Raw genomic sequence first — 23,305 nt, 5'->3', positions numbered from 1 at the left:
TACCTACAGCGCTTTCATCTCCGCAATATCCCGCGCCACCTGATCCGCGGAGCGGTCGAACATCGCCTGTTCCTGCGCATCCAGCGGCAGCTCGATCACCCGCGTGATGCCCGCGTCCGAGAGCACGCAGGGCACTCCCATGGCGATATCCGTGCGTCCGTACTCGCCCTCGAGAATCGCGACCGCCGGCAGGATGCGGCTGCGCCCGTTGGCAATCGCATCCACCATCTGCGCGATCGCCACGCCCGGCGCATCGCAGGCGCTGCCGACCTTCTTCAGGGCAAGGATCTCGCCGCCACCTTTACGGGTACGCTCAACGATCTGCTCGATCTGCTCACTGGACAGCAAGTGCGCCAGCGGCACCGCACCGACCATGCAATAACGCATCAAAGGCACCATGCTGTCGCCGTGCCCACCCAGGACCAGCGCCGTGATATCCCGTGCCGAAAACCCGGTCTGCTCGGCGATGAAACATTTCATGCGCGCGGTATCCAGCACCCCCGCCTGGCCGAACACCTTGTCGCGGCCCAGTCCACTCAGGCTCCAGGCCCGGTAGGTGAGCACGTCGACCGGATTCGACACCACCAGCACCGTCGCGCTCGGCGCCTGCTGTTTCACATCGCGCATGATGCCGTCGAGTATCGGCAGGTTGATGGCCAGGACATCCTGGCGCGACTGGCCAGGCTTGCGCGGCACGCCCGCGGTGATCACCACCAGGTCGGAATCCTGCAGCAATTGGGCATCCGACCCGCCGTGCACCTTGGTATCGGACCCGGACTCCACCGCCGCCTGCCAGACATCCAGCGCCTTGCCCTGCGCCAGCTCACCCTGGACGTCGATCAGCGCCAGTTCACGGCAGAGCGCGTCCCGGGCGATGACCTGGGCCGCTGCCTCACCGACGATACCGGCACCCACGATTGATAGTTTGTTCACCTCGCACCTCCTCGTGGCTCGCGTTACCCGCAACACGCGCGCCTGTACAGGGAAGTATTGCCTGCCCGGGCGAAAAGGCTACCCGAGGTGGAGCCCTGTGGGCCCTTGGAGCCATCCCTTTCAAGGTTTTTGCGTTTTTTGGGATATGGCCGCTCTAATTCAAGATTGCCGGGGTCGCTTTGCGACCCTTTCGCGGCACAAGGCCGCTCCTACAGGCGATCGCGCCCCCCTGTAGGAGCGGCCTTGTGCCGCGAAAGGGCCGCAAAGCAGCCCCGGCGATTCGAAGCCGGACGCCAATTCAGAGCACTTTGACCGCCCGCCCGATGAACTGCACAGGCCCGTTCGGACGTCCGCTTGCAGAGCCACCCGCATTCTCCAGGGTCAGCTCGAACAACTGGTTGGGCTCTACCGCAGGCAGGCGCTCCAGCGGCACGGTGACCTGCTCCCCAGGTTTGATCAGCCCAAGCGAGATTGGTGCTGGCCACTGTTCACCCTTGGTCCAGAACTGCAGGACCTTGCCTCCCGGGACCTCGGACTTGCCCAAGGGAATCAGCTGGACCTGATCAGCGCCACGGGCTTGGACCACCCAGCCAGGTGCCTGGGTGGCAGGCGCCACCAGCACGACCATATAGGTGGTGGCAGGCGACTGTACCGTCAGCAGTGCAAGACCCAGTAACAGACTGGCTGCAAGGCCGGCACCGGCCAGCCCTTGCCACAGCCCCAGGCGTCGCCACCATGAGGGCTGGGCAGGGCGGTCGCCCAGGCTACGGTTGATCCGTTGCCACAGTCGGGGACTGGGCGCAAGTGGCGTGGCCAGCGCGTTCAAGCCCAGCAGTCGCTGCTCCCAAGCGTCCACGGCGTCACGCAAGGCACGGTCGCTGTCCAGGCGCTTGAGCACGGTCTCCTGCTGTTCGGCCGACAACGTGCCTAGCACGTACTCCCCGGCCAGTTGCTCGAGGTCATCGGTGCTTTCGTTACCCGGCTCGTTGGTCATCCCATGCACTCCCGCAGCGCCTTGAGGCTGCGTTTGATCCACGACTTGACCGTGCCCAGCGGGGTGTCGAGCAGGCGGGCGATCTCGGCATGGCTGCAGCCGTCGACGTAAGCATGCAGGATGCACTTGCGCGGCGCGGCGTCGAGCTGGTCGAGGCAGCGGTGAATCCTCGGTGCATCGGCCTGCAAGGTCATGTCATCGTGATAGGGCGCGATATCGACGGTGGCAACATCGTCGATCACCACTTCTCGGCGGGTATCGCGTATGAAATTCAGGGCCAGGTGCCGGGTCAGGCTGTACACCCAGCCACGCGCCGAGCCTCGGGCCGGATCAAAGCTGGCCGCACGAGTCCAGATGCGGATGAAGGCGTCATGGACGATGTCCTCGGCGGTGGCGTGGTCGCGGGCGATGCGCCGGGCCACGCCGAGCAGCCGGGCACCCTCCTGGTCGTAAAGCGCCTGCAGGGCGCCGCGATCGCCCCTGGCACAGGCCTGGAGACAGCGCTCGTAGTCGAATGGCGTCGTGGGCAGGTTCAAGGTCGGGCCGATCCTCATGCTACCGGGAGCCCCGGCCGGTCGGCCGGGGACTGTCGATGAGCGTAGCTCAAGGGTGCTGGCGCGCCTTGCGCGCAGGCCCTCAGTTGGCGGCCCAGAAGATGTAGTCGGCCTGGTACTTGACGATCTGCTTCTCGCCCTTGTTCTGCGCCGTGCAGGCGGTCTGCGGGGCGACACCGCCACGGGTGGCCAGGCGCTGGACGAAGCTGACGCCGCTCATGGCGCCCTTGCCCTCGGCGGGATTGGCCTTGACCAGCTGGTACGGCAGGTCACCCTTGGCCGCCGGGGCGATGGCCAGCTGGGTACCGGTGATCTTCGAGCCGTCCTTGGCCTGCCAGGTGGCGGGCGGGCCGAAGTAGTCGCCCACGGTCTTGCCGGCCCGGTCCTTGAGCACGGCCTTCGGGCCGACGAAGGTCCATTCGGTCTGGCCGGGGGCGTCGGCCTTGTCGCGGCATTCGTAGGTGATTTCGCCGACACCGACGGTTTCCAGCGCCACCTTGTGGCCGTCCGGCACCTTGACGGCATCGGGGACCCCGGTCTGGGCGTGGGCGGTCGGCACCAGCATGGCCAGGGCGAGGCCGCAGGCGGTCAGGAACGAAACGTGTGCGATGTTCATCGAGCGATCTCCTGGTGGGGGCATGGCAGGGCATTCAGTTGTTGCCCTGAGTTGAATACCCACCAGAACGGGATCTGGATGCACTCAAGCGTAAAAAGAGAGACCTGGCCGACGGAGCGCAAGGTGGCCAGCAGTCTTCCTCCGATGTCGAGCGCTCATCGGGGAATGGCGTTTCTTTACGCTTTCTTTATGCCGGCCTTTGCAGCTTGAGAAGATACTGGCGCGGTTTTTCTGCCCCCCCCAGCCTGCCTGCCCGCATTCAGTGTTTACGCGATACTGACGAGACGTTACCTGTGAGCCAATCCGCAACCGTTGAAAACCCGTCCCACGCCAACAAAAGCACGGGCGTCGGCCTGCTGGTCGCCGCCGTCGGCGTCGTCTATGGCGACATCGGCACCAGTCCCCTGTACACGCTCAAGGAGGTGTTCTCCGGCCATTTCGGCGTGCAGGCCAACCTTGAGGGGGTGCTGGGCATCCTGTCGCTGGTGTTCTGGTCGTTGATCTGGGTGGTTTCGGTAAAGTACGTCCTGTTCATCCTGCGCGCCAGCAACCAGGGCGAGGGCGGGATCATGGCGCTGACCGCGCTGGCCAGGCGGGCGGCACGTCCTTATCCGCGGCTGAGCAAGGTGCTGGTGCTGCTGGGGCTGTTCGGCGCGGCGCTGTTCTACGGCGACAGCATGATCACCCCGGCCATCTCCGTGCTGTCGGCGGTGGAGGGCCTGCAGTTGGGCATCGACGGCATCGAGCACTGGGTCGTGCCCCTGGCGGTGGTGGTGTTGGTCGGGCTGTTCATCATCCAGAAGCACGGAACCGCGCGCATCGGCATCCTGTTCGGGCCGGTGATGGTGCTGTGGTTCGTGGTGCTGGGGGCGCTAGGCATCCATGGCATCGTGCAGCGGCCCGAGGTGCTGCAGGCGCTGAACCCGTCCTGGGCGGCGCACTTCTTCGTCGCCCATCCGGGCATCGGCGTGGCGATTCTGGGTGCCGTGGTGCTGGCCTTGACCGGTGCCGAGGCGCTTTATGCCGACATGGGGCACTTCGGCCGCAAGCCGATTTCCCGCGCGTGGTTCATCCTGGTGCTGCCGGGCCTGGTGCTCAACTACTTCGGCCAGGGTGCGCTGATCCTCGACAACCCGGCAGCGGTGCGCAACCCGTTCTACCTGCTGGCCCCCGAGTGGGCGCTGCTGCCGATGGTCGCGCTGGCCACCCTGGCTACCATCATCGCCTCGCAGGCGGTGATCTCCGGCGCCTTCTCGCTGACCCGCCAGGCCATCCAGCTGGGCTATGTGCCGCGCATGTTCATCCAGCACACCTCCAGCGAAGAGCAGGGGCAGATCTATATCGGCATGGTCAACTGGGCGCTGATGGTCGGCGTGGTGCTGCTGGTGGTCGGCTTCGAGTCGTCCAGCGCCCTGGCGGCGGCCTACGGCGTCGCGGTGACCGGCACCATGCTGATCACCACGCTGCTGGCCTCGGCGGTGGTGCTGTTGCTATGGAAGACCCCGCGCTGGCTGGCGATTCCCTTGCTGCTGGGCTTTCTGCTGGTGGACGGCCTGTACTTCGCCGCCAACGCGCCGAAGATCCTGCAGGGCGGCGCCTTCCCGGTGATCGCCGGCCTGGCGCTGTTCGTGCTGATGACCACCTGGAAGCGCGGGCGCAGCATCATCGTCGAGCGCCTGGATGAAACCGCCTTGCCGCTGCCCTTGTTCATCGCCAGCGTGCAGGCGCAGCCGCCCCATCGCGTGCAGGGCACGGCGGTGTTTCTTACCGCCCGCTCCGATGCGGTGCCCCACGCGCTGTTGCACAACCTGCTGCACAACCAGGTGCTGCACGAGCAGGTGGTGCTGCTGACGGTGGTGTCGGAGGATTCGCCGCGGGTGACGCAGGACAAGCGCTTCGAGGTCGAGGCGTTCGGCCAGGGCTTCTTCAGGGTCAACCTGCACTTCGGCTTCATGGAGGAGCCCGACGTGCCCCTTGCCCTCAGCCACAGCAGCACGACCGAGCTGGACTTCAGCCCCATGCGCACCACCTACTTCCTGAGCCGGGAAACCGTGGTGCCGACCAAGCGAATCGGCATGGCCAAGTGGCGCGAGCACTTGTTCGCCTTCCTGTTGAAGAATGCCAACAGCAACCTGCGGTACTTCAAGCTGCCGCTGAACCGGGTGATCGAACTGGGGACCCAGGTCGAGATGTGAGGGGGCATCACGGGGCGCCGGTAGCTTACTATCCTGAATGGAATAGCAGGGGTATGGCGAGGAGTGGCAACGCGCGCCGGGCGCCCAGGACGCCGCCAAAAGTGAACAGCTTATTTCCGAGGCAGGACACTAGTGTGAGCTTGAGCGCGCTGGGTGCTCAATTCAAAAGTCCACTTCCATGATTTCAGAACCGATACATTTATCGAAGATTGCGGCCAGAGGGACATCGTTGCCGTAGTAGGATGCAATACATGCATTGACCCATTCTTCACGGTTGGCCAAGTCCCAATTTATAATGTAACCTGCGTTGAATACCAGACATTCAAATAAGTAGCGCTGTGTTCGTCCGTTGCCTTCCCGGAATGGGTGCGCGACGTTCAACGTACCGTAGGATTGCGCAACAGCGGAAACCAGTTTTTCTCGGGAGTACCCTTCAAACCAGTGCGCGTCGGCCATCTTCGAAAATTCTTTCTCGGTTTCGGACTCGATAAACTCTGGACTGCAGAACCTTGTTTCGCCCTTACTGATTGCTAACGTTCGGGTCTCGCCTGCCCAGCTATACACATTGCAGAACAAGGCATGGTGCACCCGCTTCAGAGCGTCGAGGTTGTAGGGCGGCTGGACAAAGTCCATCGTTTGCAAGGCAATTTCGTTGAGGTACCGCTCGGCCTCTTCAAGGTCATCTGCATCTTGCAGATCAAGCAAGTTTATAAGCACGTCGCTACCCGGGTAGCAATCCGGTGCTTGGTCAGTACCGTACTTGTCTCGGCTCAAGCTTTGATGCGTCGGACGGCATGAAGAGCCGCAGCGCGGGTAGGCAGCTTCACTTCGCCATCGGTAGGGGATGGCACAATGCCCTCAAGGCGCAGGCTGGCCGCGAAATTGGATTTTCGATACTTGGCGAAACAAGCTTTCTTGGCTTGCAAACTCAGCTTATCCATCATTTGCCCTCGAGTCATTGCCTGGTAAGTATAACCGATCGCCCTGCAATGGCGCCACGTCAGACCACGACGTTGCCCTTGGACATCACTCAAAGTCTGTCCGGATGCCTCAAGAACATGGCGATTCGTGAAAGCGGAATTGGCGGTATCAGCGGGCATTCATCGGGGTACAACGGTCGGTGATCATGGGCCTCATATCGCCAGCCCTGATACGACATTGACACCTTCCAGCGTCGCAAACGAAATGTCCTTGGCCGTCAGCTCCGAAGTCCGCACCTGCGCGGGCTCGATGTCCGCGGGCTCGAAAAAACGAGTGAAGATGTCCAGGCGGTGGCGCTCGATGGGGTAGGTGATCAGCGTCTGGCTGGCCAGGTCGCCGCGCTCCAGCGCGGGCAGCGGCATCGTGCTAGCTATCGATATCGCGCAAGGCGTGCATCGTGCGCAGGTGCCTTGGATTGATCATGAGTGGAATTAAAGATCATCTCAAGAAAAATGAGTTTGTCTCATTGTGGCCGTTTATTGACAATCCCCCCATTGAATTTTTCCTTCGAAGCCGGGCAAGCAGGAAGACTTTTCAGGATCTACTTCGGGAATCAGGGTGCCGGGTCACAATGAATAAAACCTTCACGTTCGCCATTAAAAGTATTCGTTTCGACGAAGATTATCTGCCCGCGGACAATACGCGTATAACCACCAACTTTGCCAACCTGGCCAGGGGCGCGAGCCGCCAACAGAATCTGCGCAACACGCTGGCGATGATCGACAATCGCTTCAATGCCCTGGCGCATTGGGACAACCCCAAGGGTGACCGTTATTCGGTAGAGCTCGATATCGTTTCCGTCGAGATGAAGATCGCGGGTGAACAGGCAGGCGATGCCTTGCCGTTGATTGAGATCCTGAAAACCAGCATTGTCGACCACAAGACCAACGAGCGCATCGAAGGCATTGTCGGGAACAATTTCTCCTCTTACGTGCGGGACTATGACTTCAGCGTGCTGTTGCTGGAGCACAACAAGGGGCAGTCCGGTTTCAGTACGCCGGAGGCGTTTGGCGAGCTGCACGGGAAACTGTTCAAGCGCTTCGTGAATTCGAGCGCTTTCAAGGAACACTTCAACAAGCCGCCGGTCATCTGCCTGAGCGTTTCGAGCAGCAAGGCCTATCACCGCACTGAAAATCAGCACCCGGTCCTGGGTCATGAATACCAGCAGGATGAGTACTCATTGACCGATGAGTACTTCGCCAAGATGGGCCTGAAGGTGCGCTATTTCATGCCGCCGAACAGTGTCGCGCCCCTGGCGTTTTACTTTGCCGGCGACTTGCTGGGTGATTACAGCAATCTCGAGCTGATCAGCACCATCAGCACGATGGACACCTTCCAGAAGATCTACCGCCCCGAGATCTACAACGCGAACTCGGCGGCAGGCAAGTCCTATCAACCCAGCCTGAAACACCAGGACTACTCGTTGACTCGAATTGTCTACGATCGCGAAGAGCGCAGCCGTCTGGCCATAGAGCAAGGCAAGTATGCCGAAGAACAATTCATCAAGCCGTACCACGCCGTGCTGCAGCAGTGGTCCGCTCATTACGCTGTTTGAACGATCGAATACACAAGGCCTTGCGTCATGAAAAAACTACTCCCCACTTCGACTGCCGGCAGCCTGCCCAAACCGTCCTGGCTGGCACAGCCGGAAACCCTCTGGTCGCCCTGGAAGCTGCAAGACCAGGTGTTGGTCGAGGGCAAGCAGGATGCGCTGCGCCTGTCGTTGCATGAACAACAACTCGCCGGTATCGATATCGTCAGTGACGGTGAGCAGACCCGTCAGCATTTCGTGACGACCTTCATCGAACACCTGAGTGGCGTTGATTTTGAGAAGCGCGAAACCGTCCGCATTCGTGACCGCTACGACGCGAGTGTTCCGACGGTCGTGGGCGCCGTGGCTCGTCAGAAGCCGGTGTTCGTGGAGGACGCCAAGTTCCTGCGTCAGCAAACCTCGCAGCCGATCAAATGGGCGCTGCCAGGCCCCATGACGATGATCGATACGCTGTATGACGCGCACTATAAAAGCCGCGAAAAGCTGGCCTGGGAATTCGCCAAGATCCTCAACGAGGAAGCCCGCGAGCTTGAGGCTGCCGGCGTTGACATCATCCAATTCGACGAACCCGCCTTCAACGTCTTCTTCGATGAAGTGAATGATTGGGGCGTTGCCACCTTGGAGCGGGCGATCGAAGGCCTGAAATGCGAAACGGCAGTGCATATCTGCTACGGCTATGGCATCAAGGCCAACACCGACTGGAAGAAGACCCTGGGTTCCGAGTGGCGCCAGTATGAGGAGGCGTTCCCCAAGCTGCAGAAATCCAAGATCGACATCGTCTCGCTGGAGTGCCACAACTCCCACGTTCCGATGGAGCTTATCGAGCTGATCCGCGGCAAGAAGGTGATGGTCGGGGCCATCGACGTGGCCAACCATGCCATCGAAACCCCGGAAGAAGTAGCCAACACCCTGCGCAAGGCCCTTCAGTTCGTGGATGCCGACAAGCTCTATCCGTGCACCAACTGCGGCATGGCCCCGCTGCCGCGTGCCGTGGCACGCGGCAAGCTCAATGCATTGAGTGCAGGTGCAGAGATCGTTCGCCGGGAACTCTTGAAGTAAAACCGAGCGCGATGTGAGAGGGCAGGGGCGTGCAGCTTCAGCCCTTTCCCATTGTTGGCGGGTTGTACCTAACATTCAGGATTTACTATGTCGCTTCCCTGTACTGCTATCGAGCCGTTGCGCTTTCGCGAAGCGCTCGGGCATTACGCCTCCGGCATCACGGTGATCACCTCGCACAGTGATGGCGAACCGCTTGGCTTTACCTGCCAGTCGTTCTACAGCGTGTCGATGAATCCGCCGCTGGTGTCGTTCAGCGTCATGTCCAGTTCGGCCAGCTATCCCGGAATTCGCCAGGCCGGCCGTTTCGCGGTCAACATCCTGTCAGGCGAGCAGGTCGGGATTTCCAACCAGTTCGCCCGGCGAGGCACGGACAAGTGGCAAGGCATCGACTGGCAGACATCGCCGCTGGGCAACCCGATCATTGCCGGCAGCCTGCACTGGCTCGATTGTGAGATTCACGCCGAACACGCTGCCGGTGATCACCTGATCGTGATTGGCGAGGTGAAGGCATTGAACGTGCAGGACGCCGACGCCGCGCAGCCACTGCTGTATTTCAAGGGACAGTATCGTAGTCTCGCCGCAGTGGATGCGGCTTGAGTCTTCATTCATCATGCGCGCGATCATGTTACTGCGTCAGGTACAAAGGTTGCGCCTAGGGTGGTGTACAGCAGCCACAAAATGCTGCTCACCATCCACAGACTCGATAGCGTAAAAAGCGAGATCCATTGCACCGCGTTACCGAACCGGCGCTTGGGCACGCGAATGGGACTTTCGACCTACAGGCTGTCCGGATCGCCGAAGAACATCTGTATCCGCGAGCGCAACCACTTCTCCGCCGGATCATTGTCCTGCGCCCCACGCCAGGCCATGTGCAGCTCGAAGGTGCGCACCTCCAGCGGCAGGTCCTCTGCCCGCAACCCACCCGCCGCAGTCAGCGCATCGGCCGTGTAGTCCGGCACCGTGGCGACGATATCGGTCCCCGCCAGCAAACTCCCCAATCCGTTGAACTGCGGCACCGCCAACACCACGTGGCGCTTGCGGCCGATCTCGTCCAGTGCCTCGTCGATGAACCCCGAGAGGTCGCCGGCGAACGACACCAGGGCATGGGGCCGGGCGCAGAAGTCATCCAGGGTGATGCTGCCGGGCATGCTGTCGGCGCGCAGCAGCTTGGGCATGCTGCGGCGCAGCACCTTGCGCTTGGCGTTGGCGGGGAGTTCGTTGGTGTAGCTCACGCCCACCGAGATTTCGCCCGAGGCCAGCAGGGTGGGCATCAGCAGGTAGTTGACCCGGCGCACCACCAGGACAATGCCGGGGGCTTCGGCGCGGATGCGCTTGAGCAGCTGCGGCAGCAGGGCGAATTCGGCGTCGTCCGACAGACCGATGCGGAACACCGCGTTGCTGGTGGCCGGGTCGAACTCGGCGGCGCGGCTGACGGCGGTGGAGATCGAGTCCAGCGCCGGTGACAGCAGGGCGAAGATCTCGTGGGCCCGCGCCGAGGGCTCCATGCTGCGGCCGGTGCGCACGAACAGCGGGTCGTCGAACAGGTTGCGCAGGCGCGACAGCGCGGCGCTGATCGCCGGCTGGCCGAGGAACAGTTTCTCGGCGGCGCGGGTCACGCTGCGTTCGTGCATGAGCGTTTCGAACACGATCAGCAGGTTGAGGTCTACGCGACGCAAGTCGTTACGATTCATTCGATGCGGCTCGCCTGAAGTGGGGCAGGGGTGAATCTTAAGGCCAAAGGCTGGTACCCTGCACCGATTTCCGGGTGCCAATGCACAGATTTGTCAGGGGCCCAATCAATGACAGGCATGTCGACTATTAACAGCCACTGATGGTCCAACCGTGAAAGCCCGGATAAAGTCCGTGGTAATACGAGATTCACACAGGCGAGGTATGCGATGTCCCGCATGATCCGTTTCCACAAGTTCGGCCAGGCCGATGTGCTCCGATGCGAGGAGCAGGCCGAACCGTCCCCGGCTACCGGCGAGGTGCAGATTCGCGTCGAGGCGATCGGCGTCAGCTGGTACGACGTGCTCTGGCGGCAGAACCTGGCGCCGTCCCAGGCGCGGCTGCCGGCCGGCATCGGTCACGAGATGGCCGGCGTGGTCACCGCCGTGGGCGAGGGTGTGGACGATATCGCGGTGGGCGACCGGGTTGCCAGCTTCCCGGCCACCAGCGCCAACGACCACCCTGTGTATGGTGATGTGATCGTCCTGCCGCGCAGCGCCATCACCCGTTACCCGGATGTGCTGACCCCGATCGAGGCCAGCGTGCACTACACGCCGCTGCTGATCGCTTACTTCGCCTTCGTCGACCTGGCGCGGGCCAAGGCCGGGCAGACCGCGCTGGTCACCGACGCCAGCCACTGCGCGGGGCCGGCCTTCGTGCAACTGGGCAAGGCCCTGGGGCTGAAGGTGTTCGCCGCCACCAAGGAGCCCGAACAGCGCGAGTACCTGCTGGGCCTGGGCGCCGACAAGGTGATCGTCACCGAGGAACAGGACCTGCTGATGCAGATCGGCAAGTACACCGATGGCCGTGGCGTGGACATGGTCCTCGACGGCATGGGCGGCCCGCAGATGTCGCTGCTCGGCGATGTCCTGGCGCCGCGTGGCAGCCTGGTGCTGTACGGCCTGCAGGGCGGCAACCAGACGCCGTTCCCGGCCTGCGCGGCGTTCCAGAAGAACATCCAGTTCCATGTGCACTGCATCGGCAACTTCACCGGCAAGCCGGAGCTGGGCATCGCCCAGGACCAGGTGGCCCTGCAGCGGGCGCTGCGCGACATCAACCAGTTCACCGCCGACCAGCTGCTGACGCCGCAGATCATCAAGGTGTATCCGTTCGAGCAGGTGGTCGAGGCGCACCGGCACATGGACGAGTGTCCGTGTGGTGGGCGGGTGGTGCTGGATATGGGTGTGCACTGAAGCCACGTGTGATCCCTGTAGGAGCGGCCTTGTGCCGCGAAAGGGCCGCAAAGCGGCCCCGGCGATTGATGCGTCAACGCTGTAACCTTGAGGCCGCTACGCAGCCCTTTCGCGGCACAAGGCCGCTCCTACAGGGACGTCAGGCAAATTTAGCTAAATGTCCTACTAGGCTTTAGGAAGTTTCCTTCAAGCTCGGTTTGCTATTCATCTGCCAGAATCGGACTTCAATTCGAAGCCGTCAGGGAGATGGAGCGATAGCATGACCGAGACCCACGACCAAGCCATGCATTATGTCTACCAGCAAGTCCTGCAGCGCCTGCTGGAGCACATGACCCAGGCCCAGCGCGCCTCGGTGCAGTTGCTGGTCCAGCGATTGCTGGTCATCGCCGGCGGCCAGGATTACGTCGGCAACGTCCGGGTGCTGGTGCTGCACGGTGTCGACCGGCGCAGCGCGCATCTGCTGGCTTGCCTGCGCGCCGCGCAGTTGAGCATCGCCCTGCGCCATGGCGCCACCTGCCGCCTGCGCGTGCTGGCGGCCCGCCTGCCGACCCTCGACGATACCGCCCTGGCCCTTCACGACCGTTGCTTCAGCGCGCTGTTCCTGCATGACGATCCGCGGGTGGAGCTGCTGCGAGCCGATGGCGGGCAGCTCGGTCCGTTCTGTGCCCGCCAGGCCTGCACGGCCGAGCAACTGGCCGATGCGGGCAACGCCTGGTTGCTGTTCGGCCATCTGGTCGGCGGGCAGCCGGACGCGATGCTCGGTGCCAGGGGCTACCTGGAGCTGGCCAACAGCCTGGGCCAGGCGCTGGCCGGGGAGGCCGGCGAGCAGATCCTGATCAGCGCCGTGCCGTTTTCACAGCGCCACCGCTTGCTGGCCTGGGGGCGGCGCTGCCTGCGCCATACCGTGGAGGTGGCCCACGCCCTGACGCCTCACAATGTGCTGGCGGCGGGTCTCGAGCAGTTGGGCGAGGTGCTGGCCGATCCCTGGCAACCACCGACTTCGCCCGTGCTGCGCCAGCCCGGCGGCGAGCCGCGCCTGGTGATGGTCGAGGACCTGTTGCGCCACCCGGACGACGGTGGAGCGCTGGACCGCATGCTCGGCCGGCAGGACGTCAAGGGCAGTCAGGCCCAGGGGCCGTCAGGGCTGTTCGATCCCTTGCCGCTGGCCCACCTGCATGGACTCAAGGCGCAGTACCTGGATCAGCGCAGCTATCGCGAGGGCACCCAGGCGTTCTTCCAGCGCTTGCGCCAGCCGTCGACCGCCTGGCCGCAGGGGCGGGCCTTGCGCGGCGAGGCACAGACGCGCCTGGCTGGCGCCTATGGTGTGAGCGAGGCGCAACTGGTCTGCCAGCTGTTCACCCCGTTCGAGGCGCAAGGGCACAACCTCGAGACCTTCGTGCTGCGGTGTCATCCGGGCATGCGCGTCGCACTGCCGTACCTGCACCGTGCCTTGCAGGGTCGTCCCTGCCCGGAGCCGGTCAGCCAGTGGCTGGTTGAAACCAGCGGCCTGCAGCTGGCGCAGTTGCGGGGGCTGTATGCCGGCACGCTCAGCCACCAGGCCCGGCGCCTGTTCCAGCTGCTGGGCCGGCGCGACCTGTGGCTGCGGCCTTTGCCGGCCAGCCCGGGTGGCGGCTATCCGCTGTGGCGCGCCGTCGAGTAGGCCTGCTTTCTGGGCGAGTGCTCTTAACGATCGTGTGACCGTCGATCCAGCGCGCTTGCCCAGGCATGTGATCTGTATGTATAACCAGTGCTTGTTCCTCAGCACCCGACTAGCACCGTGATCGCCCATTCCGTCGATGATCCCCTGTACTACCTGCACAACTTCCGCCAGGTCCTGCGCTGGGTCGGGCAGCGCTATGCCGACCTGCTGGACCGCGACGAGCACGGTTTCATCCAGGTCTTCAGCGAACTGCCGGTGCCCAGCCAGGCCCTGCTGGTACGCATGGTCATGCGCAAGGGTGAGCTGTTTCGCAGTGACAAGCTCGACTATGCCGAGATTGGCGACACCGAGGTGGCCCTGGCGCCGTTGCTGGCGTTGGGCTGGGTGGTCGACGACGCGCCGATGACGGTGGAGCAACTGTGGGCGTTGCTGCGCAAGGACGAGCTGGCGACGTGCTTCGCCGGGCGGCTTCCCCGGCCGCGGGCCGGCAAGGCCGGGTTGCTGGAGCAGTTGCAGGCTTTGGGTTTGCCGGCCGGCCCGCTGGCCCAGTGGTGCCCCGGTTTCCCGGTGCGGATCCTGCATTGGTGCCAGCAGCCGTTGTGCGACCGCCTGCGCCTGCTGTTCTTCGGCAACCTGTACCAGAGCTGGTCGGACTTCGTGCTTGCCGACCTCGGGGTGTTCCGCTACGAACAGGTGGCGTTCAGCGACGACTCGCGGGCCTTGCGCCAGCGTGCCGAGGTCGACCTGGCCATGACCCTGCACCAGTGCGCAGAGCACCTCGAGCAGGGCGCCCCGCCTGCCGAGCTGCTCGCGGCACTGGACGGGTTCGACGATAGCAACCCCTGGCTGGCCCGGCGCCGGGCGCGCCTGCTGTTCAGCATCGGCCAACAGTGCGAGCGCCTGGGGGACTGGGACCTGGCACTGCGGATCTACGCCGACTGCGCGCACCCCGAGGCACGTATTCGTCAGGTCCGGGTCCACGAGCGCAGCGAGCAATGGCCAGAGGCTCATGCCCTGGCTCGGCATATGGCCCAGGCACCTGCCAACGCTCTGGAACGCCAAGCCCTGGAACGCCTGCTGCCACGTCTGGCGCGCAAGCTTGGCGGTCCGGCACAGCCGCGCCGGCGCAGCGAGGCAGTGACACTTATCGAACTGGAACTGCCGGCCGAAATGGCAGCACTGGGGGTGGAAGAGGCGGTGCGCCAGCATTTGGAGCAGGAAGGCGGCAGCGTTCACTACGTCGAGAACACCCTGTTCAACAGCCTGTTCGGCCTGCTGTGCTGGGAGGCGATCTTCGCCCCGGTGCCGGGGGCGTTCTTCCACCCGTTCCAGAGCGGGCCGCAGGACCTGCACGACGTCGACTTCCAGCAGCGTCGCGCGGCACTGTTCGACGCCTGCCTCGGGCGCCTGGACGATGGCAGCCATCGTCAGGCCATCCGCGACTGCTTCCAGGCCAAGCAAGGCCTGCAGTCGCCTTTCGTGTTCTGGCAGATGCTCGACGAGCCGCTGCTCGAACAGGCACTCGAGCACTTGCCGCCCGCGCACCTGAAAGCCTGCTTCCTGCGCCTGCTGCAGGATATCCGCGCCAACCGCGCCGGCATGCCCGACCTGATCCAGTTCTGGCCGGGGCAGGGCGGCTACCGCATGATCGAGGTCAAGGGGCCGGGTGACCGCCTGCAGGACAACCAGCTGCGCTGGCTCGAGTTCTGCCATGCCCACGGGCTGCCGGTCGCGGTCTGCCATGTGCGCTGGAGCGATGTGCCGGCATGAGCTACACCGTGGCCGTGCGTGCCTTGTGTGAATTCAGCGCCAAGGTTGGCGACCTTGACCTGCGCTTCACCCCGTCGCCCACCGCCCAGGAGGGCATTGCCGGACACCGCCGGGTGGTGGCGCGGCGCGCCGCCGGCTATGAAGCGGAGGTGGCGCTGGAGGGCGAGTACCAGGGGCTGCGGGTGCGCGGTCGCGCCGATGGCTACGACCCGGCGCGCAATCGCCTGGAGGAGATCAAGACCCACCGTGGCGATCTGGCCAGGCAGCCCGACAACCACCGCCAACTGCACTGGGCCCAGGCCAAGGTCTATGCCTGGTTGCTGTGCCAGGCACGGCAGCTGACGGAGATCGATGTGGCGCTGGTCTATCTCGATGTCGACAGTGACGGCCAGACCGTGATCAGCGAGCGTTACCAAGCCGATGAGCTCAAGCACTTCTTCGAGACCCAGTGCCAGCGCTTCCTGGCCTGGGCGCAGGCCCAGGAGCGGCGGCTGAGGGAGCGGGACCTGGATCTTGGCGCGCTGACATTCCCCTATCGCGAATTCAGGCAGGGCCAGCGCCAATTGGCCGAGACGTTGTACAAGGCCGTGAGCACCGGCCGCTGCCTGATGGCCCAGGCCAGCACCGGCATCGGCAAGACCCTCGGTACCCTGTTCCCGCTGCTCAAGGCCGTGGTGCCGCAGCAGCTGGACAAGCTCTACTTCCTTACCGCCAAGACCCCAGGCCGGGCCCTGGCCCTCGATGCACTGCGCCAGATCACCCGGGCGTCGCCGCAACCAGCCCTGCGCAGCCTCGAGCTGATCGCCCGCGACAAGGCCTGCGAGTACCCCGAGAACGCCTGCCATGGCGAATCCTGCCCCTTGGCGCGGGGCTTCTACGACCGCCTCCCTGCCGCCCGCGAAGCCGCCGCGCAGGTGTCGCTGCTCGACCGTGCCAGCCTGCGCGAGGTGGCCTTGGCGCACCAGGTCTGTCCTTATTACCTGAGCCAGGAGATGGCGCGCTGGGTCGACCTGCTGGTGGCCGACTACAACTACTACTTCGACGCCCATGCCTTGCTGTTCGGCCTGGCCCAGGCCAACCAGTGGCGCACGGCGGTACTGGTGGACGAGGCGCACAACCTGGTCGAGCGGGGGCGGCAGATGTACAGCGCCAGCCTCGACCAGGGGCAGTTGCTGGCGTTGCGCCAGAGCAAGCCGGCCGGGCTGGGCAGTGCCCTCGACCGGCTGAACCGGCAGTGGAACGCGCTGTACAAGGCCCAGGTGGCGCCGTACCAGGCCAGCGAACAACTGCCGGACGCCTTCTTGCGTGCCCTGCAGCAGTGCATCGGGCTGATCCAGGAGCGCATGAACCAGGCGCCCGCCGAAGTCGAGCCCAAGGTGCTGGAGTTCTTCTTCCAGGCCCTGCAGTTCAGCCGCATCGCCGAGCTGTTCGACGAGCACTTCCTGTTCGATATCAGCCCGCGCAACGGCCCGCGGGGGCGGCGCCTGGCCACGCTGTGCCTGCGCAACGTGGTGCCGGCGCGGCTGCTGGGGCCACGGATGAGCGCGGCGCGCAGCGTCACGCTGTTTTCTGCCACGCTGAACCCGCGGCACTTCTACAGCGACCTGCTGGGCATGCCCGCTGACACGGCCTGGCTGGAAGTTGCCGCGCCGTTCCGGGCCGAGCAGTTGCAGGTGCGCATCGTCAGCGAGGTGTCCACCCGCTACCAGCAGCGCCAGGCGTCGCTGGCGCCGATCGTCGAGCTGATCGCCGCCCAGTTTGCCGGCCAGCCGGGCAACTACCTGGCCTTCTTCAGCAGCTTCGAATACCTGGAGCAGGTGGCGCGGCTGCTGGTCGAGCGCTATCCGGCACTGCCTATCTGGTGCCAGGCGCCCGGCATGGACGAGGCCGGGCGCGAGGCCTTCCTGGCGCGGTTCGTCGAGCACGGGCGGGGGGTGGGCTTCGCCGTGCTCGGCGGCGCCTTCGGCGAGGGCGTGGACCTGCCGGGCACGCGCCTGATCGGCGCCTTCGTTGCCACCCTCGGGCTGCCCCAGGTCAACCCGGTCAACGAGCAGTTCAAGCAGCGCCTGGGCCGTCAGTTCGGCGCCGGTTTCGACTATGCCTACCTGTACCCGGGCGTGCGCAAGGTGATTCAGGCCGCCGGCCGGGTGATCCGCGGCGATCAGGACCGTGGCGTGTTGATGCTGATCGACGAGCGCTTCGCCGAGCCCCGGGTGCGGCAGATGTTCCCCAGTTGGTGGCAGTTGGGGTGAACGCCGCCATCGCCTGGCGCTGAAACTCCCAGTACACTGCGCGTTCCAACACCTACTTCTGTTGATTTCGAGGTTCCGCATGACGCTCAGTCCTTTGGCAGGCAAGCCGGCTCCGGCCAGCGTGCTGGTCGATATCCCCCGCCTGTTGACCGCCTACTACACCGGCCGTCCCGACGCCGCGGTGGCGGCCCAGCGCGTGGCCTTCGGCACCTCGGGCCACCGCGGCACGTCGTTCGAGCTGAGCTTCAACGAATACCACGTGCTGGCGATCACCCAGGCCATCTGCCTGTATCGCCAGGAAAAGGGCATCGACGGCCCGCTGTTCATCGGCGCCGACACCCACGCGTTGTCTGCCCCGGCCGCCGCCAGCGCCCTGGAAGTGCTGGCCGCCAACGGCGTGCAGGTGATGCTGAGCCAGGATGACGAGTACACCCCGACCCCGGCAGTGTCCCACGCCATCCTCTGCTACAACCGTGGCCGCCAGCAGGGCCTGGCCGACGGTATCGTCATCACCCCGTCGCACAACCCGCCGCAGAGCGGCGGCTTCAAGTACAACCCGCCCAACGGCGGCCCGGCCGACAGTGACGTGACCAAGTGGATCGAGGCCAAGGCCAACGAACTGCTGGCGGCCAACCTGGCCGGCGTCAAGCGCATGGACTACAAGCAGGCGCTGGCGGCACCGACCACCCAGCGTCACGACTACGTCAGCAGCTATGTCGCTGACCTGGAAAACGTCATCGACTTCGAGGTGATCCGCAGTGCCAACCTGCGCCTGGGCGTCGACCCGCTGGGTGGCGCCGGGGTGCGCTACTGGTCGGCCATCGCCGAGCGCTACCAGCTGAACCTGGAAGTGGTGAACACCGAGGTCGACCCGACCTTCCGCTTCATGACCGTCGACTGGGATGGCCAGATCCGCATGGACCCGTCCTCGCCGTATGCCATGCAGGGCCTGATCGGCCTGCGCGAGCGCTTCGACGTGGCCTTCGCCTGCGACCCCGACCACGACCGCCACGGCATCGTCACCGCCGACGGCCTGCTGCAGCCGAACAACTACCTGGCCGTTGCCATCGACTACCTGTACCGCAACCGCCCGCAATGGCGCAGCGATGCGGCGGTGGGCAAGACCGTGGTCTCCAGCGGCCTGATCGACCGTGTCACCGCCGCGCTGGGCCGTGAGCTGTACGAAGTGCCGGTGGGCTTCAAGTTCTTCGCCCAGGGCCTGTTCGACGGCTCGCTGGGCTTTGGCGGCGAAGAGAGCGCCGGCGCCTCGTTCCTGCGCAAGGATGGCAGCGTCTGGGCCACCGACAAGGACGGCCTGATCCCGGCGCTGCTGGCGGCCGAAATGACCGCCCGCACCAAGCGCAACCCGAGCCAGATCTACGCCGACCTCACCGCCAAGCTGGGCAAGCCGTACGCCACCCGCGTCGAGGCCAAGGCCGATGCGCGGCAGAAGGCGCTGCTGAGCAAGCTGGCGCCGGAGCAGGTCAAGTCCACCGAACTGGCCGGCGAGCCGATCCAGCAGATCCTCAGCCACGCGCCGGGTAACAACCAGGCCATCGGCGGGCTGAAGGTGATGACCGAGAACGGCTGGTTCGCCGCCCGCCCTTCGGGCACCGAGGACATCTACAAGATCTACGCCGAGAGCTTCATCGACGAGGCGCACCTGGCGCGCCTGGTGGCCGAAGCCCAGGTGCTGGTGGACGCGGCGATCGCCTGATCTACGTCGTTGTACAAGGTCGGCGCGGTCCCTGTGGGAGCGGCTTCAGCCGCGAACACCGGCGCAGCCGGTGCCAGGCACCGCGTCGCCTGATTCGCGGCTGAAGCCGCTCCCACAGGATCGCGTAATTGTTCTGCCAGTAGAACGATCCATGCCATTTTCTCCGTCTACCGCTTAATTAGCCTCCTCGGTAAGGTTATACCTATCCAAGAGGAGGCTTCTCATGAAAAAGATCCAGGGTATCCACCGCAGCCCCCACGCCCACTGGGTGGGCGACGGCTTCCCGGTGCGCAGCCTGTTCACCTACGACCATCTGGCCCGGCACATCAGCCCGTTCCTGCTGCTGGACTACGCCGGCCCCCACGACTTCACCCCGACCACGGCCCGTCGCGGCGTCGGCCAGCATCCGCATCGCGGTTTCGAGACGGTGACCATCGTCTACCAGGGCGAGCTGGAGCACCGTGACTCCACCGGCGCCGGCGGCTTGATCGGACCGGGTGACGTGCAATGGATGACCGCCGCGGGCGGCATCATCCACGAGGAGTTCCATTCCCCGGCCTTTGCCCGTAGTGGCGGTACCCTGGAAATGGTGCAGCTGTGGGTCAACCTGCCGGCCAAGGACAAGCGTGCCGCGGCGGGCTACCAGACGCTGCTGGCCAACGACATTCCCGTGGTGGCGCTGGCAGGCGAGGCGGGCAACCTGCGGGTGATCGCCGGACGTTACCTGGATCATCAGGGACCGGCGCGCACCTTCACCGAGATGGACGTCTGGGACCTGCGGCTGAAGGCCGGTGCCACGTTGCAACTGCCCTTGGCCGCCGGGCGCAATGCCGCGCTGGTGGTGCTGCGCGGCAACCTGCGGGTCAACGACGAGCGCGAGGCCGGCCCGGCCAGCCTGGTGCTGCTGGAGCGCGATGGCAGCGATGTGCGCCTCGAGGCGCTGGAAGAGGTCAGCGTGCTGCTGCTCAGCGGCGAGCCGATCGACGAGCCGATTGTTGGCTACGGGCCGTTCGTGATGAACAGTCAGGCGGAAATCGCCGAGTCGTTCGATGATTTCCAGGCCGGGCGGTTTGGGCAGGTAGGCGGTGTCGAGCGTGGTATCTATTGACAAATGCGGCAAAGGAGCTGCATGGGCCGCCTCTGCTGAAATAATGCCTAGTGTGGTGTTTCAGAAACACCACACTAGATTGAGGTACGCACGCCCCCATTTTGCCTAGCTGTTGATTCCTGTCTACGAGCATCCAATGCCTCCTGATTGGGAATCCACTCATCCCAGGAATCTGTTGATTCAATCGAGCTGCTGCGGGATCGTGAGTAATTGTTCTCGGCCGTACGTGCCTCGGGGCTGTATGCCACGTTGGCAGATGTTTGTGCTTGTACTGGACGTACTATCGCCATGGGCCTACGTGTTTGGGTCGAGGGTGGCAACGATATGAACGATCTGTTAGCGGGAGCGTTTGTCCAACCTGGCTGTGGCGACACCAAGTCATTTGCCGGTCGGGCGGGAAGGGTTGAGGAAATCACTGCCACACTGCGTTGAGTGGCTGGCTCGGTCCCTGTGCGAGGGCGAGGCGACACCGCCACGGTGGGCAATATGCGAGGTGGCATGGAGGTCGTACGTAGAGACGCGTTACCGTTTTTGCCATTCGCGGGGAAGGGCTGATGAATCAATCCTCGGAACTTGGTAACAGCGGTTGTTACTACTGCCGCAATATATAAATTCATTGTGCTGCTCATGCCCGAGGAATCTGCTCGATTGATGGGGTCGTTATGGCAATAGGAGTAAGCATTAATACCTCCATCACCAAATGGGCTCATATCGTCGGCGGAGACAAAACGCATCAGTACTGGGTTGAAGCTTCGATAACCGTTTCCAAGCAGGTAAACACCGGTCGAAGGCTCGCGGTGCTGGCTATTGAAACCGAGCAGGGGCGCTACTGCTCGCGCAGATCCCAGGTGTCCAAAGGCACAGTAGACAAACACATCTGGCGGCTGGTCACTAAGTCGTTTCAAAACCGAGCCGGCAATATCTGTCACCAGCAGCCTTGTGGATGGCAGGAAGTTTGGATGAGACATGGCCGCTCCTGAGTTTGGCAAACTCGAAAAGCTGACTATGGAGTGGGTTGCCTGTACCGACAACTGGCAGAACTATCAGTTGGCTCAACGCTGGTTCAGCGAAAATCCTTGAAAGGGTGAAGGGGCCGCAAGGCAGCCCCAGGTATCGCATGTCGTTACTCCTGATCCGGCACCACCGCGATCACATCGATCTCCATCAACCACTCAGCCTGGGCCAACCCTGCCACCACCAGCCCGGTGGAAATCGGGAACACCCCCTTGAGCCATTTGCCCACTTCCTTGTACACCGGCTCGCGGAAGCGCGGGTCGGTGATGTAGGTGGTGGTCTTGACGATATGCGACAGGTCCGAGCCGGCTTCTTCGAGCAGTTGCTTGACGTTCTTCATCGCCTGTTCAGTCTGGGCCTGCGGATCGCCCAGGCCTACCAGCCGGCCTTCGAAGTCGGTGCCGACCTGCCCGCGCACGTAGATGGTGTTGCCGGCGCGCACCGCCTGGCACAGGTCGTTATCCAGAGTCTGGTTGGGGTAGGTGGCCTTGGTGTTGAACATGCGGATGCGAGTGTGGGTAGGCATCAGAGGGCTCCGAAAGTGCTGACGTTGCTGATCGAGGGTTGCTGCTCATCCGCCGCGCGCTGCTCGCGGTCGCGGTAAGCCAGGTAGGTGCGCTGGGTGGCGATATGGCCGGCAACGTGCTTGGCGTCGTGCCACACCCCCCAGATGAACGACGAGCCACGGCGCGACAGCCAGGGCAGGCCGAGGAAATACACGCCCGGCTCCCTCGACACGCCGCGCTGGTGCTGTGGCTTGCCGTTGGCGTCGAAGGTGTCCACCTGCAGCCAGCTGAAGTCCACGCCGTAGCCGGTGGCCCAGATGATGGTCCTGACCTTGGCCTGGGCCAGGTCCAGTTCCGGCAAGGGCTGGCTGACGCAGGCCGGGTCGGGCAGGCGCTTGCGTGCCTCGGGCTCTTCCGGCAGGTCCAGGCCGTTGCGTTCGATATAGGCGTCGGCGGCGTCCAGCAGGGCCAGGTAGTTCTCGTCGCCGCGGTTGATGTTCTCGGCCAGGTTGTCCTGGAAGCGGGCCACGCCGCCCTCGAACGACTGGGTCAGGCCGACCAGGGTCATGCCCTGGTGGGCGAGGGCGCGGAAGTCCACGGTGTGGCCGCCGCGGGCGCCGGACACGGCGATGGTCACGTGCTCGCGGCCGGGCTTGGCGATCTCCGCGTCCCACTCGCCAAGCACGCCCAGCCACCAGCAGAAATCGCGGTTGCGGTAGCTACGCGGCGGACGGTCATGGGCGCCGACCGACAGGTACACCTGGCGCCCGGCGCGCATCAGTTCCTCGGCGATCTGCACCCCCGAGGAGCCGGCGCCGACCACCAGCACCGCGCCCTCAGGCAACTGCTCGGGGTTGTAGTAGGCGGCGGAGTGGATCTGGTGCAGGCTTTCGTCCTTGGGTGCGATGGCCGGGATCACCGGGCGCTGGAACGGGCCGGTGGCAGCCACCACGCGGTTGGCGCGGATCACGCCCTGGTTGGTGTCGATGGTGAAGCCCGGGCGGTCGGCGTTGCGCACCACCTTCCTCACCTCGACCCCGGTGCGTACCGGCAGGTTGTACTTGCGCACGTACTGTTCGAAGTAGTCGGCGACCTGCTCCTTGCCGGCGAAGGCGTCGGCGTCGAGGTCGAATTCCAGGCCAGGGAAGCGGTCGTGCCAGACCGGTCCGTTGGCCACCAGCGAATCCCAGCGTCCGCTGCGCCAGGCCTCGGCGATGCGCTTGCGCTCCAGCACCAGGTGCGGCACGCCGAGCTTGCTCAGGTGTTCGCTCATGGCCACGCCGGCCTGGCCGGCGCCGACCACGAGGGTGTCGATTTCGATGTTGTTCAGTGTCATGTCCCAGCCCTTCTTCAGCGGCGTTCTTGTTCAGGTCGGTGGGGACCGCCTTTGCCTGGAGCCAGACTAGGGATGGGCGGGAAATCGCGAAAATAGTATTTAGCTGGGGCTTGCCGATAAATTGGCGAAGGCCTGTG

Annotated in this window: 20 protein-coding genes and 1 pseudogene; 10 read left to right on the top strand and 11 right to left on the bottom strand. The window is 64.2% G+C overall.

Going from position 1 to position 23,305, the window contains the following annotated elements; translation table 11 throughout:
* Positions 1-3: 3 nt before the first annotated feature.
* From AC0MAZ_RS17560 to AC0MAZ_RS17545, 4 genes are all read right to left on the bottom strand, one after another.
* Positions 4-933, bottom strand: coding sequence for a malate dehydrogenase (locus tag AC0MAZ_RS17560; protein WP_234562585.1), 930 nt, complete (start codon positions 931-933; stop codon positions 4-6).
* 298 nt (positions 934-1,231) lie between these two features.
* Positions 1,232-1,927 carry an anti-sigma factor gene (locus AC0MAZ_RS17555; RefSeq protein ID WP_232857230.1) on the bottom strand — a complete coding sequence of 232 codons (696 nt, stop codon included), beginning with the start codon at positions 1,925-1,927 and terminating at the stop codon, positions 1,232-1,234.
* The gene (locus tag AC0MAZ_RS17550) at positions 1,924-2,463 is read right to left on the bottom strand and encodes a sigma-70 family RNA polymerase sigma factor (protein ID WP_232857228.1); all 540 of its coding nucleotides are present in this window, start codon (positions 2,461-2,463) and stop codon (positions 1,924-1,926) included. Before AC0MAZ_RS17550 ends, AC0MAZ_RS17555 begins: the two co-directional genes overlap by 4 nt.
* A gap of 100 nt (positions 2,464-2,563) precedes the next feature.
* A complete protein-coding gene (locus AC0MAZ_RS17545) occupies positions 2,564-3,097 on the bottom strand; it encodes a DUF3455 domain-containing protein (protein ID WP_254464563.1) in 534 nt (177 codons plus the stop codon).
* Positions 3,098-3,390: 293 nt separating this feature from the next.
* Between AC0MAZ_RS17545 and AC0MAZ_RS17540 the strand changes: the two genes are divergently transcribed.
* Positions 3,391-5,292: a potassium transporter Kup gene (locus AC0MAZ_RS17540; RefSeq protein ID WP_234562589.1), complete on the top strand. Its 1,902-nt coding sequence runs from the start codon at positions 3,391-3,393 to the stop codon at positions 5,290-5,292.
* Positions 5,293-5,454: 162 nt separating this feature from the next.
* Here the strand turns inward: AC0MAZ_RS17540 and AC0MAZ_RS17535 are convergent, their stop codons facing one another.
* The 3 genes and pseudogenes from AC0MAZ_RS17535 to AC0MAZ_RS17525 all read right to left on the bottom strand — a co-directional run.
* Positions 5,455-5,997 (bottom strand): Fic/DOC family protein, encoded by a 543-nt coding sequence (locus tag AC0MAZ_RS17535; protein ID WP_475858716.1) that lies wholly within the window; start codon positions 5,995-5,997, stop codon positions 5,455-5,457.
* A gap of 65 nt (positions 5,998-6,062) precedes the next feature.
* Positions 6,063-6,233, bottom strand: a complete 171-nt coding sequence (locus AC0MAZ_RS17530) for a YhfG family protein (RefSeq protein WP_232857262.1) — start codon at positions 6,231-6,233, stop codon at positions 6,063-6,065.
* A 255-nt stretch (positions 6,234-6,488) separates the two neighbouring features.
* Positions 6,489-6,608 (bottom strand): annotated as a pseudogene (locus tag AC0MAZ_RS17525) (LysR family transcriptional regulator); the annotation flags it as partial.
* Between the two features lie 236 nt (positions 6,609-6,844).
* Here AC0MAZ_RS17525 and AC0MAZ_RS17520 point away from each other — a divergent pair.
* The 3 genes from AC0MAZ_RS17520 to AC0MAZ_RS17510 all read left to right on the top strand — a co-directional run bounded on the left by AC0MAZ_RS17520 (position 6,845) and on the right by AC0MAZ_RS17510 (position 9,481).
* Positions 6,845-7,828, top strand: coding sequence for a DUF1852 domain-containing protein (locus tag AC0MAZ_RS17520; protein ID WP_475861456.1), 984 nt, complete (start codon positions 6,845-6,847; stop codon positions 7,826-7,828).
* 27 nt (positions 7,829-7,855) lie between these two features.
* Positions 7,856-8,884, top strand: coding sequence for a methionine synthase (locus tag AC0MAZ_RS17515; protein WP_475858715.1), 1,029 nt, complete (start codon positions 7,856-7,858; stop codon positions 8,882-8,884).
* A gap of 87 nt (positions 8,885-8,971) precedes the next feature.
* Positions 8,972-9,481 carry a flavin reductase family protein gene (locus AC0MAZ_RS17510; protein WP_203652567.1) on the top strand — a complete coding sequence of 170 codons (510 nt, stop codon included), beginning with the start codon at positions 8,972-8,974 and terminating at the stop codon, positions 9,479-9,481.
* Between the two features lie 179 nt (positions 9,482-9,660).
* On the opposite strand, the gene AC0MAZ_RS17505 is transcribed toward AC0MAZ_RS17510, so the two are convergent.
* Complete coding sequence (locus tag AC0MAZ_RS17505; protein WP_232857215.1) at positions 9,661-10,575, bottom strand: LysR family transcriptional regulator; 915 nt, start codon at positions 10,573-10,575, stop codon at positions 9,661-9,663.
* A gap of 207 nt (positions 10,576-10,782) precedes the next feature.
* On the opposite strand from AC0MAZ_RS17505, the gene AC0MAZ_RS17500 reads away from it, so the two are divergent.
* The 6 genes from AC0MAZ_RS17500 to AC0MAZ_RS17475 all read left to right on the top strand — a co-directional run bounded on the left by AC0MAZ_RS17500 (position 10,783) and on the right by AC0MAZ_RS17475 (position 20,312).
* On the top strand, positions 10,783-11,805 hold the full coding sequence (locus tag AC0MAZ_RS17500) for a zinc-dependent alcohol dehydrogenase family protein (RefSeq protein ID WP_110738667.1): 1,023 nt from the start codon (positions 10,783-10,785) through the stop codon (positions 11,803-11,805).
* 259 nt (positions 11,806-12,064) lie between these two features.
* Positions 12,065-13,465 (top strand): hypothetical protein, encoded by a 1,401-nt coding sequence (locus tag AC0MAZ_RS17495; RefSeq protein WP_475858714.1) that lies wholly within the window; start codon positions 12,065-12,067, stop codon positions 13,463-13,465.
* Between the two features lie 117 nt (positions 13,466-13,582).
* The gene (locus tag AC0MAZ_RS17490; RefSeq protein WP_475858713.1) at positions 13,583-15,235 is read left to right on the top strand and encodes a VRR-NUC domain-containing protein; all 1,653 of its coding nucleotides are present in this window, start codon (positions 13,583-13,585) and stop codon (positions 15,233-15,235) included.
* Positions 15,232-17,487 carry an ATP-dependent DNA helicase gene (locus AC0MAZ_RS17485; protein WP_475858712.1) on the top strand — a complete coding sequence of 752 codons (2,256 nt, stop codon included), beginning with the start codon at positions 15,232-15,234 and terminating at the stop codon, positions 17,485-17,487. Before AC0MAZ_RS17490 ends, AC0MAZ_RS17485 begins: the two co-directional genes overlap by 4 nt.
* A 79-nt stretch (positions 17,488-17,566) precedes the next feature.
* On the top strand, positions 17,567-19,204 hold the full coding sequence (gene pgm, locus AC0MAZ_RS17480) for a phosphoglucomutase (alpha-D-glucose-1,6-bisphosphate-dependent) (protein ID WP_475858711.1): 1,638 nt from the start codon (positions 17,567-17,569) through the stop codon (positions 19,202-19,204).
* 223 nt (positions 19,205-19,427) lie between these two features.
* The gene (locus AC0MAZ_RS17475) at positions 19,428-20,312 is read left to right on the top strand and encodes a pirin family protein (RefSeq protein WP_254464555.1); all 885 of its coding nucleotides are present in this window, start codon (positions 19,428-19,430) and stop codon (positions 20,310-20,312) included.
* 74 nt (positions 20,313-20,386) lie between these two features.
* On the opposite strand, the gene AC0MAZ_RS17470 is transcribed toward AC0MAZ_RS17475, so the two are convergent.
* The 3 genes from AC0MAZ_RS17470 to AC0MAZ_RS17460 all read right to left on the bottom strand — a co-directional run bounded on the left by AC0MAZ_RS17470 (position 20,387) and on the right by AC0MAZ_RS17460 (position 23,168).
* Positions 20,387-21,280, bottom strand: coding sequence for an RHS repeat-associated core domain-containing protein (locus AC0MAZ_RS17470; RefSeq protein WP_232857204.1), 894 nt, complete (start codon positions 21,278-21,280; stop codon positions 20,387-20,389).
* 155 nt (positions 21,281-21,435) lie between these two features.
* On the bottom strand, positions 21,436-21,852 hold the full coding sequence (locus AC0MAZ_RS17465; RefSeq protein WP_234562599.1) for a RidA family protein: 417 nt from the start codon (positions 21,850-21,852) through the stop codon (positions 21,436-21,438).
* Complete coding sequence (locus AC0MAZ_RS17460) at positions 21,852-23,168, bottom strand: flavin-containing monooxygenase (RefSeq protein WP_234562600.1); 1,317 nt, start codon at positions 23,166-23,168, stop codon at positions 21,852-21,854. Before AC0MAZ_RS17460 ends, AC0MAZ_RS17465 begins: the two co-directional genes overlap by 1 nt.
* Positions 23,169-23,305: the final 137 nt, after the last annotated feature.

The sequence above is a fragment of the Pseudomonas sp. A genome, from assembly GCF_056270345.1.
Note: the sequence above shows the minus strand (reverse complement) of the source record. Positions and strands in the feature narration are given on the sequence as shown.

What these genes read in the sequence shown, in the direction of transcription:
- AC0MAZ_RS17555 (WP_232857230.1), bottom strand. Translation starts at nt 1,927, where the DNA reads ATGACCAACGAGCCGGGTAACGAAAGCACCGATGACCTCGAGCAACTG.
- AC0MAZ_RS17545 (WP_254464563.1), bottom strand. Translation starts at nt 3,097, where the DNA reads ATGAACATCGCACACGTTTCGTTCCTGACCGCCTGCGGCCTCGCCCTG.
- AC0MAZ_RS17530 (WP_232857262.1), bottom strand. Translation starts at nt 6,233, where the DNA reads ATGGATAAGCTGAGTTTGCAAGCCAAGAAAGCTTGTTTCGCCAAGTAT.
- AC0MAZ_RS17520 (WP_475861456.1), top strand. Translation starts at nt 6,845, where the DNA reads ATGAATAAAACCTTCACGTTCGCCATTAAAAGTATTCGTTTCGACGAA.
- AC0MAZ_RS17515 (WP_475858715.1), top strand. Translation starts at nt 7,856, where the DNA reads ATGAAAAAACTACTCCCCACTTCGACTGCCGGCAGCCTGCCCAAACCG.
- AC0MAZ_RS17510 (WP_203652567.1), top strand. Translation starts at nt 8,972, where the DNA reads ATGTCGCTTCCCTGTACTGCTATCGAGCCGTTGCGCTTTCGCGAAGCG.
- AC0MAZ_RS17505 (WP_232857215.1), bottom strand. Translation starts at nt 10,575, where the DNA reads ATGAATCGTAACGACTTGCGTCGCGTAGACCTCAACCTGCTGATCGTG.
- AC0MAZ_RS17500 (WP_110738667.1), top strand. Translation starts at nt 10,783, where the DNA reads ATGTCCCGCATGATCCGTTTCCACAAGTTCGGCCAGGCCGATGTGCTC.
- AC0MAZ_RS17495 (WP_475858714.1), top strand. Translation starts at nt 12,065, where the DNA reads ATGACCGAGACCCACGACCAAGCCATGCATTATGTCTACCAGCAAGTC.
- AC0MAZ_RS17485 (WP_475858712.1), top strand. Translation starts at nt 15,232, where the DNA reads ATGAGCTACACCGTGGCCGTGCGTGCCTTGTGTGAATTCAGCGCCAAG.
- pgm (WP_475858711.1), top strand. Translation starts at nt 17,567, where the DNA reads ATGACGCTCAGTCCTTTGGCAGGCAAGCCGGCTCCGGCCAGCGTGCTG.
- AC0MAZ_RS17475 (WP_254464555.1), top strand. Translation starts at nt 19,428, where the DNA reads ATGAAAAAGATCCAGGGTATCCACCGCAGCCCCCACGCCCACTGGGTG.
- AC0MAZ_RS17470 (WP_232857204.1), bottom strand. Translation starts at nt 21,280, where the DNA reads ATGTCTCATCCAAACTTCCTGCCATCCACAAGGCTGCTGGTGACAGAT.
- AC0MAZ_RS17465 (WP_234562599.1), bottom strand. Translation starts at nt 21,852, where the DNA reads ATGCCTACCCACACTCGCATCCGCATGTTCAACACCAAGGCCACCTAC.
- AC0MAZ_RS17460 (WP_234562600.1), bottom strand. Translation starts at nt 23,168, where the DNA reads ATGACACTGAACAACATCGAAATCGACACCCTCGTGGTCGGCGCCGGC.